The organism is Bacillus sp. TH30 (assembly GCF_016650875.1).
GTDB lineage: Bacteria > Bacillota > Bacilli > Bacillales > Bacillaceae_G > Bacillus_A > Bacillus_A mycoides.
Map to the genome: position 1 here is coordinate 5,145,735 of NZ_JAEKEY010000002.1, position 12,344 is coordinate 5,158,078.

Sequence of the window (12,344 nt, forward strand, 5' to 3'; positions counted from 1 at the left end):
AATGAGTGTAATTCCTTACGTAATAGAACAAACAAAATTAGGAGAACGCTCCTATGATATATATTCAAGGTTATTAAAAGACCGAATTATTATGATTGGTTCAGAAATTAACGATCAAGTTGCAAGTAGTGTAGTAGCACAATTATTATTTTTAGAAGCGGAAGATACAGAAAAAGATATATTCCTGTATATCAATAGTCCGGGTGGTTCAACGACAGCGGGATTTGCAATATTAGATACGATGAACCTTATTAAACCAGATGTGCAAACACTTTGTATGGGCTTTGCGGCATCATTTGGTGCGCTTTTATTATTAGCTGGTGCAAAGGGGAAAAGATTTGCGCTCCCTAATAGTGAAATCATGATTCATCAACCGCTTGGCGGTGTAAAAGGGCAAGCGACGGAGATTGAAATTACAGCAAAAAGAATTTTAAAGTTAAAACACGATATAAATAAAATTATCGCAGAGCGAACAGGGCAACCAGTTGAAAAAGTAGCACATGATACAGAAAGAGATTATTTTATGACGGCAGAAGAAGCGAAGGAATATGGAATTGTCGATGCAGTTATTGAGAAAAAATAACATAAAACAGGCTAGAGAATATACTAAATTCTCTAGCCTGTTTTTGTCATTCTTTATTCTTTTATCCATTCATCAACTAAAGCTTGATTCTTTTTAATCCATTTTCGCGCGGCTTCTTCCGGATCTTTCGTTTTATTTAGCATGACCATTAAAGTACCTAGTTGTTCATCGTTCATTTTCCATTGATCAAAGTATTTCACAATATCCGGATGATCTTTTTCGAAACCTTTACGAACTGAGTAATAAATGTCATCTTTTTCACCATATACTTTCTTAGGGTCTTTTAAATATTTTAAGTCAAATTCTGAAAAGCCCCAATGAGGATTCCAAAGCGTAACAGCGATTGGTTTCTTTTTCGTATATGCCTTCTTTAGTTCGCTCATCATCGCAGCTTCTGAAGATTGGACAAGTTTTAGTTTTATATCATATTCCTTCATTGCTTTATTCGTTAAATTCATTAGGCTACTACCAGGTTCAATCCCAACAATTTTATTATCTAGCTCATCTTTATGTGCATTTAAATCTTCAATACTGTTAACGTTTTTCACATAAGAAGGGACGACTAAACCAAGCCCAGTACCTTCATACCATTTTGATTTTAAGACAATATCATCTTTATAACGGGCATTTAATGGTTTATCTGTAACAGGAAGCCATACTTCTAGATTCGCATCAACATCACCACGTGCGACGCCAGTCCATATCGCAGCTTTTTCTAAATACATGAGTTCAACTTTATAGCCTTTTTCTTCTAATAAAACTTTCCACATATTTGCGGTTGCGATATTTTCTTTCCAACTTGTTACACCAAGTTTAATTTTTTCCTTTCGAATTTGCATTTGTTGCATTACAAGAAGTGAAAATCATACTAATAAATAGTAACAGACTTATAATCCATATTTTTTTCGCATTCAAAACCTCCTGTGAAGCTTTTGCTTTTTATAAATTAATCTATAAGTGAACCTTCTTATTATGAACGGAAACAAGAATTTTTAAAGAAATCTTATATATGTCATTTTTATGTAATATTTCTCTGTAAAATCGCAACACTATGTAAATAGATGGGTAGAAAAGGAGCAGTGACATGGATAATACAAAGGTACGTGTTGAAAATGTAACAAAAGTCTTTGGGAAACATCCGCAACGAGCGCTTACCTTATTAAAAGAAGGAAAAAGCAAATCGGAAATTTTAAAGGAGACAGGAATGAACGTTGGTGTGAAAAAGGCAACGTTTGAAGTATACACTGGAGAAATTTTCGTTATTATGGGTTTGTCTGGTAGTGGGAAATCAACGCTAGTTCGAATGCTAAATCAATTAATCAAACCGACAGCCGGGCATATATACATAGATGGTGAAGACATCGCAACGATGGGAAAAGAAGAATTGCGAAGAGTAAGAAGGACGAAAATGAGTATGGTTTTTCAGAAGTTTGCTTTATTTCCACATCGTACGGTAATACAAAACGTTGCGTACGGGTTAGAAATTCAAGGAGTTCCAGTAGAGGAACGAGAAAATAAGGCGTTAGAATCGCTACAGTTAGTAGGACTCGATCATCATAAAGATAATTACCCTAGTCAACTTAGTGGTGGTATGCAGCAGCGTGTTGGAATTGCAAGGGCACTAACGAATAATCCAGATGTATTACTAATGGACGAGTCATTTAGTGCATTAGATCCACTAATTCGAAAAGAAATGCAAGATGAATTGTTAGAGTTACAAGATAAAATGGAAAAAACAATTATTTTTATTACACATGATTTAGATGAAGCTCTTCGAATTGGTGATCGTATCGCATTAATGAAAGATGGAGAAATTGTCCAAATTGGAACACCGGAAGAAATTATGATGAGCCCTGCAAATGAATTTGTAGAGAAATTCGTTGCGGATGTGAATTTAGGAAAAGTAATTACGGCAGAATCTATTTTAAAAAGACCAGAAACGTTATTAATCGATCGTGGGCCGCGTGTAGCTCTGCAAATTATGAGAAATGCAGGTGTTTCTACGGTATATGTTGTGAACAAAAAGTATGAGTTTTTAGGTATTTTAACAGCGGATGATGCAAGTAAAGCAATGAAAAAACAATGGCCAATTGCTGATTTATTACTTAACGATATTCCACACGTTTATCTAGATACATTACTGGAAGAAACGTATGCAAAAATGGCGGAGATGAAATATCCATTACCCGTAATTGATGAAAAGAAAAGGTTGAGAGGAATTATTAAACGTGAAAGTGTCATTCAAGCTCTTGCAGGAAACATCGAGGAAGAGGTGAAAGACGATGAATAATATTCCGCGCATTCCATTAGGCGAATGGGTCGATTCATTTGTTGCAAGTTTATATGAGCACTTTGAAGGCTTGTTCCGAGGATTCTCGTATATTATCGGTGGATTTGTTGATTTACTCACTAATTTTTTAACAATAATACCAGCCATAGTGATGATTATCATCTTATGTTTCCTCATTTGGTACACAACGAGGAAATTATCTTTAGTCATTTTTACGCTCATCGGATTATTATTTATTTTAAATATTAACTACTGGGCACAAACGATGCAAACATTAGCGCTCGTACTTACGTCAGTTATTATTTCAATTATTATCGGCATTCCCATTGGCATTTTAGCATCTCAAAATGAACGTTTCTCAAAATTTTTAAAGCCGACATTAGATTTTATGCAAACAATGCCGGCATTCGTCTATCTCATTCCCGCGATAACATTTTTTGGAGTAGGCGTCGTACCAGGCATTATTGCTTCCGTTATTTTTGCTATGCCACCGACAATCAGATTTACAGACTTAGGAATTAGACAAGTTCCAGAAGATTTAATTGAAGCTGCGAATGCATTTGGCTCTACCGCATCACAAAAATTATTTAAAGTACAATTACCGCTCGCAACCGGAACGATCATGGCTGGCGTGAATCAAAGTATTATGCTTTCATTATCAATGGTTGTAACAGCTTCACTTGTAGGAGCGCCAGGACTTGGCGTCGATGTATATCGCTCTGTAACACAAGTAAATATCGGAATGGGATTTGAAGCTGGACTAGCTATCGTCGTGATTGCGATTATATTAGACCGAATTACGCAAGGGTTTTATACAAAAAGAAAATAATTCAAAAAACACACTTTATACTACAAAGTGTGTTTTTTGAATTCGAATTACATCCGAACAATAACAGAACCTCCAGCTGGTGCACAAACTTGGTTTTGCTGTTGTTCCATTGATTTTATTAATTGATTATTTTCTTCGATTAATGAGATTAATTTAGCTAATTGGCTTTCAAGGCTTGCGATGCGCTGCATCATGTATTGCGAATCATAATGCAGTGTATTCCTTACTGGATGGGGGGAGTAAGCATATTGTTGATTTATATTTGGATTCCAATGAGGATACATTTGAATCGTTCCTCCTTCAATAAATTACTGATCTTTCTTATAGTAAATGCCTATGTATATGTAATGGTGACTTAAAAATTCTTTCAAACGAAGAGGATTATGTAGGGGGAATGGAAAAGTAATAAAGTACATTTTCTGGAAATTCCCAAGCGGAATAGCAAATATATTAGGAGACAGCAACGTTCATGTAAATGGATATTATTTTGGGAGAAATTATGAGAGGAGATGCTATTTTGGCTAATAATAAAAAAAGAAATGATGCTATGACAATTGGTGTCGCTATAGGTGTTGTAATCGGTGTAATTCCTGGTGTATTTACTGATAATATAGCAATCGGAATAGCGATTGGGATTGCAGTTGGAATGGGGATTACGCTTTTGAAGAAATAATGAGTTGTAAATTATTTTAATGTGAAAATTCTCATTTCGAGAGATTGAATTTTCGGAATATAAAACCTATTTTTTCTTTTTTTATGATATTATATATGCAAAGGATGGTGATGGATATGCCAATAAACAATCAAGCAGAACAAAACTGCTTCATTTGTGAAAAACATAAAGGGAACATTACAGTTCCAGGTGGAGCTATTTACGAAGATGAACTCATTTACGTTGGACATGTCCATTGGGATGCAGAAGAAACATATCTTGGTTATGTAATGATTGATATAAAGAGACATGTACCTGGTCTCGCTGAATTAACTGAAGATGAGGCAAAGGCATTCGGACTAATAACAAGTAGAGTAAGTAAAGCGCTAAAAGAAAGCGAAGGAGCAGAACATATTTATACTTCCGTTTCAGGTAATGGTGTACCACATATGCATATGCACATTATACCGCGTTATCCAAATACACCAAAAGAGTTTTGGTCACCAACTGAAGTAGCAAATTGGACTGGCGCACCATATGGAGATTCAGAGAAAATTAAAAAACTATGTGAAAGAATACGAAAGTATATGGTAAATGAGTATGCATACAACAAATAATACACAATATTCATGGGTTGGAAGTAGAGAAATGTGTTTAGACGAAGTTTCAGTCAAACAATATGGTGATATTGTACTTGGTAAATACGGCGGAAATATAAGTGCCGGAGCAAAAAAGAATGAAGACGGTGCATTAGTTTGGTCGAATGGCGATTGGGAATTCGCCGCTATTTTAGACGGACATAATAGTGCAGAAAGTGTTGATTTAGTAGTAAGTACGATTCAAGCAGAATATGAAAATATAAAAGTAATTATGAATGAACCGATTGAAACAGTATTTCGATCTGTTAAAAATCATATAATTACGATTTTTCAATCCCGCTCATTTAAAGAAAAATGTAAAAGAGTAAAAGGTGAAACAGCTTGCTTAATATGTGTAAGAAAAGAAAATTACATATGGTGGCTATCTATTGGCGATTGCCTAGTTTATGTATTTCATGATGAATTACATAAATTAGGACAATATACATTAAACCAACGTCAATTTTATGAATGGATTGGTAATGTAAACACGTTTGATTTACCCGTTCCATGCTATTCTTTAGGAATTCGTGAATTACGTACTGGAAAGAATCGAATTGTAATGGTAACAGATGGTGTATTGGAATGTGGAGAACGCCGGTATGAAACGCCATTAAATCTTTATAATGATATGAATGGAAATAATATTGGGTTAAAAGAAAATATTCATAATGTGTTAGAACATGTTCATCATCAATTCGGACGAGATAGTGCGACAATTATTAGTTGGGATGTCGAAAATAAAGGAAATGCTACGTATCCGAGTGATCAGCCGGAGAAAATTAAAGTGAAAAAATAAAAAGGAGAGGGTTTTCTGTCAGTTACAAAAATATCCTTATTAATTTTATGGGTGCTATCTTTATTGGTTTTTGAAAGAATAGCGAGAAGACAGTTAAATATACCGAAACAAAAAGGATGGAATAACCAATATGTGAATGATACACATAAGTGGGGAAATAGAATTATCATTTCCTCTTATATAGTTGTTATTGCTATAAGCACTTTTCTTCCAAATCGTATATTTATGGGCTATGTACCTCTTTTATTTTTTATTACGTTATATGGATTTCAATCATATATGGAGTGGAAATATGATAAGGAATCGCGTGAGTTTTTGATTTCATTATTAGGAGTTGTAGCATTAATAATAACAGGGTTCATACTATATTTCTTCCTTTAATATAGTATAAGTTTAAAGTAAGAGGGAGAGAAGAAATGAAAAGACCTTTCTTACGTGCAGAAACGATCATTTTTAATGAAGATCATTCAAAAATACTCGTTCAATAACCGTTAATATAGTCCACTTTATTTTAAACAATTCAATGAAGTAATAGGAGGAATGATATTGAGAACCTATACATTCTGGATTATAATTTTTGTTTTTTGTATAACGGGCTACTTTTTGGATCGATTTTTAAGAAAAAAATTGAATATGCCAAAGAGCGGGTTTTGGGGATATAATAAATATGTAAATAGCTTACATAAAAAATTGGAAATAGGACTGCTTTTTGTTTATTTAATAATTAGTTTTATTTACATCTTTAAATTCGAAAGCACTAATATTTGGTTTATCATTTTCACTTATTTAGGGGTTACGTGGATCCTAAGGACATGGATGGAATGGAAGTATGATAGAGAATCGAAAGAATATATTTTTTCGATAATTGGATTATTTGCATTTATTTTTATGACTTCGATGCTATTTTACTTCGTTCCACCTGCTGCATAATAAAATGATTATTGATGGTACAAATAATGAGATAACTAATTAATAAGAAACCATTCATCTATACATGAATGGTTTCTTATTATGTGTACGAAGTTCGGTCTTCGCAATTTAATCATTTATTTTAGCCAATATGGATTTAATGAAATTTGTTTTATCCTCTGTATATTTATGCTTATCATTAGGGTTAGCTGTTGAAAGTTGAATCTTTAACTGTTCATACTGCATACGAGAAGTTTTATTGTCTATTAAGTAATCTCTGAATTTTAATTGTTCTATTAAATATGGATTCCCTTGTTCATACATATGAATTTGATGAGTTCTTGGCTCACCTTTATTGAAATAATACCTTTCGGGTAATACATCTTTTCTATATTTATAATTTAATTGTTCTAGGTTCGTAATACATTTTAGACCACTTTTGGAATCTCTTAATTCCATCGCAATATCAATAATAGGTTTTGCGCTTAAATGCGGGATGGAGGTACTTCCAATATGGTGTATCGCTAAAATATATTTTCCAATGTGTTCCTCAATTAATTGTTTTTCTTTTGAAAACTCAAATTCCCACTCTTCGGACCACGGAACTAAAAACACTTTACCATAGGGTAAACCTAGCATTTAATTAGCACCCCCTTACATATTTTTTCAATAAGGTTACTTACATCTTCTTAAAACTCCTCAATACAAGAAACTCCCACAATCTCCAAGGAAGAACCTTCTTCGCAAAGATCATAAATTTTACACCTTTCCCAATTGGGTATCGTAATGTAGTACGCCTTGCTTCAGCAATTTCTACGATTTTATTTGCAACATCCATCGGATTACCAAGTGTATCGTTGCCATTGTTTATGTGCTTTTGTATTTTATCCATATATTCTTTGTAAGGAGAGGTTGTATCAGATTGGTTTTCAGCTAATTGTTTACCAACTTCCCATATGTTCGTGTTATAAGAACCAGGTTCAAGTAAGGCAATGTCTATTCCGAAAGGCTTTACTTCTAAGCGAAGGGATTCACTCCAGCCTTCTAATGCATATTTTGAAGAAACGTAAGGAGATAGACCAGGGAATCCTACTTTCCCGCTAATACTGCTTATATTAATGATTTTTCCGCTTTTCTGCTTTCTCATATATGGTAAGACAAGTTGCGTGATGGATATAGCTCCAAAAAGATTTGTTTCAAATTGTTTACGGTAGTCCTCCACTGGGATTTCTTCGATAAAGCCCCCATTTGCATATCCTGCATTATTTATGAGAATGTCTATTCTGTTTATTTCGTTTAAAAATAATTGGAAGTTATGTATAGAACCTTGATCTGTTACATCTAATTGTTGAACTTTTATATTTTGTTGTAAGTCGAGTTTAGTAGCTTGAGATATTAAGTCTATTTGTTTCTCAAGATTGCGCATTGTAGCAATGACAAAATAGTCTTTTTTTGCAAGTTCAAGTGTCGTTAAAAGTCCGAATCCACTTGATGCTCCTGTAATAATCGCGATTTTTTTATTCATTGTTCGCTCGCTTTCTTTTTCTTTTATCATAACGAGTTATAAAGAGAAAATCTATTTATTGTATAAAGATATTTGATATAATTGAAAATAATTATCAATTAAATTTTGATTTTTACATAAAAGGAGTGTGGGTTTCATGGAGACTAACGGTTTTCATGATATTTTTCATAAATATTTTTATGGTTTACAAGTTGTAGAGGAAAGACATATGAATGTTCCAAAAACAATAGGTATGGGTGAAATACGAAGATGGACTTCATTTTCAGGTATGGAAATTGTGTTATCAAATTATCAATTTCATAATAACCATCGCATCCAGTTTGCATCTGATGCAGCAATGGTGGAGCTTAATTTTTGTTTACAAGGGTTCGGAGGAGTGCAAGTTGGTCATTCTTCGTATGAATTAATGACTGGAAATAGCTATTTATATTTCATGAATGATTTTGATGTAGTATTTGAATATGAAAAAGAAACGCCTCTATATTCATTAGCGATTGGGATTCCTGTACAATTGTTTAATCATTTCATGATGAATAATGCTATTGAAAAAAGTCTTGATTTTCATTCTATATTAGGAAATCAATCTTTTAAAAAGTTTCAAAATCCAATTGACTCTATAACATCTAATCTTATTAAGAGAATGATAGAGCATCCCCAAAAGGATCGTATTAGTCAACTAGAATTAGAAAGTAAAGCGCTCGAATTGCTTTCTATACATTTTGGGAGAGTGTTGCTTAATGATTGTGACGCAAATAAAAGGAGTCAATTATCAAAACAGGATTTGAATAAAATAAAACAGGCTGAAGAAATTTTACTTCAACGAATGGAATCACCCCCATCATTATTAGAATTAGCTAAAATAGTAGAGTTAAATGATTATAAATTAAAAATTGGGTTTAAAGAATTATTTGGGATGTCCACATTTGCATATTTACGAGAAAAGCGTATGGAACATGCGATAGAGTTACTGCGTTCGGGAAATAGTAATGTGACCGAAACGGCATTTGCAGTTGGATACAATAATGTCAGTCATTTTTCAGAGTTATTTCGTAAAAAGTATGGAATGAATCCATCAGAACTTTTACGTATTTATTAACGTAAAACAGGAATGATCCGCTATACCGTAAATTCCTCCGTCATTTGGTAGTTGCTTTTTGTAATGGTCATTATAATTACAAACAACATCCAATTGGAAATAACTTTTTATGGAGGAATTTAAATGAAAGAACGGAATGAAAGTCATTTTTGGATATTTGTATTAACAGGAATGTTTCTTATTATAACAACGACGGGTTTTGCACGTATGGCATATGGAATTATATTGCCGTTTATGCAAGAAGGACTCCATTTATCTACAGCTCAAGCAGGTATGTTAGGAACTATACTCTTTTTAGGGTATTTATTAACAGTCGGAACATCTGGAATACTTACTATCCGTTTTGGAGCAAAATCAGTTTTATTAATAGGGAGTTGGCTCGTCGTTATAAGTTTAATAGGATTATCATTTGTTCCTTCAGTTTGGATAGCTGCTATTTTTATGCTATGTTCTGGAGCTGGAAGTGCTCTTGTATATACACCACTCATGTCAATAACAGTAGGATGGTTTCCAGAAAAAAGAGGAACTGCAATGGGGCTATTATTAAGCGGTGCTGGCATAGGCATGCTATTTAGTGGAATAATTGTTCCTTATATAGTACGTACATTTCCAGAGTATAGTTGGCGTGGTTCATGGCTTTTGTTTGGAGTTATTACATGTATTGTTGTATTCGTTGCCTCAATTGTTTTGAAAAATCCAGAAGTTACTGAAGATGAGGGGGAAAGGAATAATAAGTCGTTTTTATGGAAAACGAAAGAGTTATACATCATTGCATGGATGTATTTTATTGTGGGCGTTGTTTATTTAATTCCAAATTTATATCAAACTAGTTTTATGATTAATAATGGTATTTCGGCATCAATTTCGGGAACTGTTTATGCGATTGCAGGAATGTTTTCAATCGTAGGAGCTCCTGTCTGGGGGTTGATTTCGGATCGGATTGGTATAAAGAAGACGTTATGTATTGCACTTTTATTAGCTGTAATAGGTGATATGATTCCAATTATATTTGGACATATCATTGGCTTTATCATGTCGGCAATTATTTGGGGTTCCAGCCTCGGAGGTATCCTTTTATTAATTCAAGTTGCTGCTTCAAAGCAAGTATCTCCGAAATATGTCTCAATGGCAATTAGTTTTATATCCGTTTTCTATGCAGTTGGTCAAATGATTGGACCAGGACTTGCAGGATGGATTATCGGGGAAAGTGGATATACAACAGCTTATGGATTAGGTGCTTTCGGTTTCTTTATGTGCATATGTTTGGGATTAAGGCTAAAAAGAGGGGATCTGGCAAACTCAGCGTATATAGAGAAGTGAGTATTGTCTTGAAATGAATCTTTTTAATGGGGGGAAGCAAAGTGTTCCATGTTAAAGACGTATTAGCAGATCAGTTATTAGCAAATGCGAATGATCCCAGTTGGTATATTCCATTTTCAGATGCAGTTAAGGATTTATCTGAGAGAGAAGCTTTCTGGAAACCGAATGAAGAGTGTAATAGTATAGCTGAAATTGTACAACATTTACTGTATTGGAATACGACGTGGCAAACTAGGTACAAAGAATCAAATGTTAATGCTGTGCCCGCTATTGGTGATAATAACAAAAGTTTTATGCTTTCAGATAATCAAACATTTGAAGAGTTAAGAGAAAAACTATTAGAGAAACTGTTACAATGGCAAAGTCTCATAAATGAAGATAAGGTTGAAAGTGATGTAATTGGATTTCCTGTATCTGCGAAGTGGTGGGAAGTATTAGCTAATGTAACGACTCATAACGCGTATCACATTGGTCAAATTATTTACATTCGGAAATTACAGAAGAGTTTTGATAATGAATAAGATAATAATTCTCAAATTAGGTGAACAAAAGTGTACAAAACGAGACAGATGTCTCGTTTTGTACACTTTTTTATTATGAAAGAAAAGAGAAAACCTATTAAATCAGGGATTAGAATTTGGCACAGTACTTGCAATATAAAAGATGAACAAGAAAATAGGAGGGCTGGACATGTTAAAAACAACTGAAAGTAAAGGGAATGAAATTACGAAAGAACAAGCTCGTTGGATGTATGAAAAAATGTTAGAGATCCGTAAGTTTGAAGACAAGGTGCATGAATTGTTCGCGCAAGGCGTTCTGCCAGGTTTCGTTCATCTATACGCTGGTGAAGAAGCGGTAGCAGTTGGTGTATGTGCCCACTTAACAGATAGTGACAGTATTACAAGTACGCATAGAGGTCACGGCCATTGTATCGCAAAAGGTTGTGATTTAAATGGCATGATGGCCGAACTTTTTGGGAAAGTGACAGGCTTATGTAAAGGTAAAGGTGGTTCAATGCATATTGCCGATTTAGATAAAGGAATGCTTGGTGCAAATGGGATTGTAGGCGGAGGTTTTCCACTTGCTTGTGGTTCGGCATTAACAGCTAAATATAAAGGAACGAAAGATGTAAGTGTTTGCTTCTTCGGTGACGGAGCAAATAATGAAGGAACATTCCATGAAGGGGTTAATTTAGCAGCGATTTGGAAGTTACCAGTTATTTTTATCGCAGAAAATAACGGTTACGGTGAAGCAACAACATTTGAATATGCGTCAAGTTGTGATTCCATTGCAGATCGAGCGAAAGCTTACAATATTCCAGGTGTTCAAGTAGATGGAAAAGATTTACTTGCAGTGTATAAAGCGGCGGAAGAAGCAGTAGAACGTGCGCGTAATGGCGGTGGTCCAACAATAATTGAATGTATGACATATCGTAATTACGGTCATTTCGAAGGTGAAGCGCAAACATATAAAACTTCAGAAGAAAAAGAAGAACATTTAAATGAAAAAGATGCGATTGTGAATTTCCGTAAGCATTTAATTCATGAAGCTTTATTAACAGAATCTGAACTTGTGGATATGGAAAAGGCAGTAGATGAAGCAGTGCAACAATCAATTGAATTTAGTGAAAATAGTCCATATCCGGAAGATGAAGAATTATTAAAAGATGTATACGTTTCTTACAAATAAGAGGAGGGTGAAAA

Annotated in this window: 15 protein-coding genes and 1 pseudogene; 12 read left to right on the forward strand and 4 right to left on the reverse strand. The window is 34.0% G+C overall.

Going from position 1 to position 12,344, the window contains the following annotated elements; translation table 11 throughout:
- Position 1 precedes the first annotated feature (1 nt).
- Complete coding sequence (gene clpP, locus JFU20_RS28585; RefSeq protein WP_201039188.1) at positions 2–583, forward strand: ATP-dependent Clp endopeptidase proteolytic subunit ClpP; 582 nt, start codon at positions 2–4, stop codon at positions 581–583.
- Positions 584–636: 53 nt separating this feature from the next.
- On the opposite strand, the pseudogene JFU20_RS28590 reads toward clpP, so the two are convergent.
- Positions 637–1,450 (reverse strand): annotated as a pseudogene (locus JFU20_RS28590) (glycine betaine ABC transporter substrate-binding protein).
- A 217-nt stretch (positions 1,451–1,667) separates the two neighbouring features.
- On the opposite strand from JFU20_RS28590, the gene JFU20_RS28595 reads away from it, so the two are divergent.
- Positions 1,668–2,873 carry a quaternary amine ABC transporter ATP-binding protein gene (locus JFU20_RS28595; RefSeq protein ID WP_002013036.1) on the forward strand — a complete coding sequence of 402 codons (1,206 nt, stop codon included), beginning with the start codon at positions 1,668–1,670 and terminating at the stop codon, positions 2,871–2,873.
- Positions 2,866–3,702 carry an ABC transporter permease gene (locus JFU20_RS28600; RefSeq protein WP_002127727.1) on the forward strand — a complete coding sequence of 279 codons (837 nt, stop codon included), beginning with the start codon at positions 2,866–2,868 and terminating at the stop codon, positions 3,700–3,702. Before JFU20_RS28595 ends, JFU20_RS28600 begins: the two co-directional genes overlap by 8 nt.
- Before the next feature lie 47 nt (positions 3,703–3,749).
- Here JFU20_RS28600 and JFU20_RS28605 read toward each other — a convergent pair whose 3' ends face one another.
- Positions 3,750–3,986, reverse strand: coding sequence for a hypothetical protein (locus tag JFU20_RS28605; RefSeq protein ID WP_002085127.1), 237 nt, complete (start codon positions 3,984–3,986; stop codon positions 3,750–3,752).
- Positions 3,987–4,201: 215 nt separating this feature from the next.
- Between JFU20_RS28605 and JFU20_RS28610 the strand changes: the two genes are divergently transcribed.
- From JFU20_RS28610 to JFU20_RS28630, 5 genes are all read left to right on the forward strand, one after another.
- Positions 4,202–4,375 carry a glycine zipper domain-containing protein gene (locus tag JFU20_RS28610; RefSeq protein ID WP_002127725.1) on the forward strand — a complete coding sequence of 58 codons (174 nt, stop codon included), beginning with the start codon at positions 4,202–4,204 and terminating at the stop codon, positions 4,373–4,375.
- Positions 4,376–4,479: 104 nt separating this feature from the next.
- A complete protein-coding gene (locus JFU20_RS28615; RefSeq protein WP_082180380.1) occupies positions 4,480–4,971 on the forward strand; it encodes an HIT family protein in 492 nt (163 codons plus the stop codon).
- Complete coding sequence (locus JFU20_RS28620; RefSeq protein WP_002165649.1) at positions 4,949–5,791, forward strand: PP2C family serine/threonine-protein phosphatase; 843 nt, start codon at positions 4,949–4,951, stop codon at positions 5,789–5,791. Before JFU20_RS28615 ends, JFU20_RS28620 begins: the two co-directional genes overlap by 23 nt.
- A gap of 63 nt (positions 5,792–5,854) precedes the next feature.
- Positions 5,855–6,172: a DUF4181 domain-containing protein gene (locus JFU20_RS28625; protein ID WP_082180372.1), complete on the forward strand. Its 318-nt coding sequence runs from the start codon at positions 5,855–5,857 to the stop codon at positions 6,170–6,172.
- A 165-nt stretch (positions 6,173–6,337) separates the two neighbouring features.
- Positions 6,338–6,721 carry a DUF4181 domain-containing protein gene (locus JFU20_RS28630; protein WP_002165651.1) on the forward strand — a complete coding sequence of 128 codons (384 nt, stop codon included), beginning with the start codon at positions 6,338–6,340 and terminating at the stop codon, positions 6,719–6,721.
- A 108-nt stretch (positions 6,722–6,829) separates the two neighbouring features.
- Here the strand turns inward: JFU20_RS28630 and JFU20_RS28635 are convergent, their stop codons facing one another.
- Both JFU20_RS28635 and JFU20_RS28640 read right to left on the reverse strand, forming a co-directional pair.
- A complete protein-coding gene (locus JFU20_RS28635) occupies positions 6,830–7,339 on the reverse strand; it encodes a GrpB family protein (protein WP_002165652.1) in 510 nt (169 codons plus the stop codon).
- Between the two features lie 40 nt (positions 7,340–7,379).
- Positions 7,380–8,225, reverse strand: a complete 846-nt coding sequence (locus tag JFU20_RS28640; protein ID WP_002165653.1) for an oxidoreductase — start codon at positions 8,223–8,225, stop codon at positions 7,380–7,382.
- A 136-nt stretch (positions 8,226–8,361) separates the two neighbouring features.
- On the opposite strand from JFU20_RS28640, the gene JFU20_RS28645 reads away from it, so the two are divergent.
- The 4 genes from JFU20_RS28645 to acoA all read left to right on the forward strand — a co-directional run bounded on the left by JFU20_RS28645 (position 8,362) and on the right by acoA (position 12,330).
- Positions 8,362–9,321: a helix-turn-helix domain-containing protein gene (locus JFU20_RS28645; RefSeq protein WP_002165654.1), complete on the forward strand. Its 960-nt coding sequence runs from the start codon at positions 8,362–8,364 to the stop codon at positions 9,319–9,321.
- 123 nt (positions 9,322–9,444) lie between these two features.
- Positions 9,445–10,641, forward strand: a complete 1,197-nt coding sequence (locus JFU20_RS28650) for an MFS transporter (RefSeq protein WP_002165656.1) — start codon at positions 9,445–9,447, stop codon at positions 10,639–10,641.
- A gap of 41 nt (positions 10,642–10,682) precedes the next feature.
- Complete coding sequence (locus JFU20_RS28655; protein WP_002085139.1) at positions 10,683–11,162, forward strand: DinB family protein; 480 nt, start codon at positions 10,683–10,685, stop codon at positions 11,160–11,162.
- 169 nt (positions 11,163–11,331) lie between these two features.
- The gene (gene acoA / locus JFU20_RS28660) at positions 11,332–12,330 is read left to right on the forward strand and encodes an acetoin:2,6-dichlorophenolindophenol oxidoreductase subunit alpha (RefSeq protein WP_016095568.1); all 999 of its coding nucleotides are present in this window, start codon (positions 11,332–11,334) and stop codon (positions 12,328–12,330) included.
- Positions 12,331–12,344: the final 14 nt, after the last annotated feature.

Excerpts from the sequence above, each read along its gene's own strand:
- JFU20_RS28605 (WP_002085127.1), bottom strand. The coding sequence starts at position 3,986 with ATGTATCCTCATTGGAATCCAAATATAAATCAACAATATGCTTACTCC.
- JFU20_RS28615 (WP_082180380.1), top strand. The coding sequence starts at position 4,480 with ATGGTGATGGATATGCCAATAAACAATCAAGCAGAACAAAACTGCTTC.
- JFU20_RS28640 (WP_002165653.1), bottom strand. The coding sequence starts at position 8,225 with ATGAATAAAAAAATCGCGATTATTACAGGAGCATCAAGTGGATTCGGA.
- JFU20_RS28610 (WP_002127725.1), top strand. The coding sequence starts at position 4,202 with ATGAGAGGAGATGCTATTTTGGCTAATAATAAAAAAAGAAATGATGCT.
- JFU20_RS28650 (WP_002165656.1), top strand. The coding sequence starts at position 9,445 with ATGAAAGAACGGAATGAAAGTCATTTTTGGATATTTGTATTAACAGGA.
- JFU20_RS28635 (WP_002165652.1), bottom strand. The coding sequence starts at position 7,339 with ATGCTAGGTTTACCCTATGGTAAAGTGTTTTTAGTTCCGTGGTCCGAA.
- acoA (WP_016095568.1), top strand. The coding sequence starts at position 11,332 with ATGTTAAAAACAACTGAAAGTAAAGGGAATGAAATTACGAAAGAACAA.
- JFU20_RS28600 (WP_002127727.1), top strand. The coding sequence starts at position 2,866 with ATGAATAATATTCCGCGCATTCCATTAGGCGAATGGGTCGATTCATTT.
- JFU20_RS28595 (WP_002013036.1), top strand. The coding sequence starts at position 1,668 with ATGGATAATACAAAGGTACGTGTTGAAAATGTAACAAAAGTCTTTGGG.
- JFU20_RS28620 (WP_002165649.1), top strand. The coding sequence starts at position 4,949 with ATGAGTATGCATACAACAAATAATACACAATATTCATGGGTTGGAAGT.
- clpP (WP_201039188.1), top strand. The coding sequence starts at position 2 with ATGAGTGTAATTCCTTACGTAATAGAACAAACAAAATTAGGAGAACGC.
- JFU20_RS28645 (WP_002165654.1), top strand. The coding sequence starts at position 8,362 with ATGGAGACTAACGGTTTTCATGATATTTTTCATAAATATTTTTATGGT.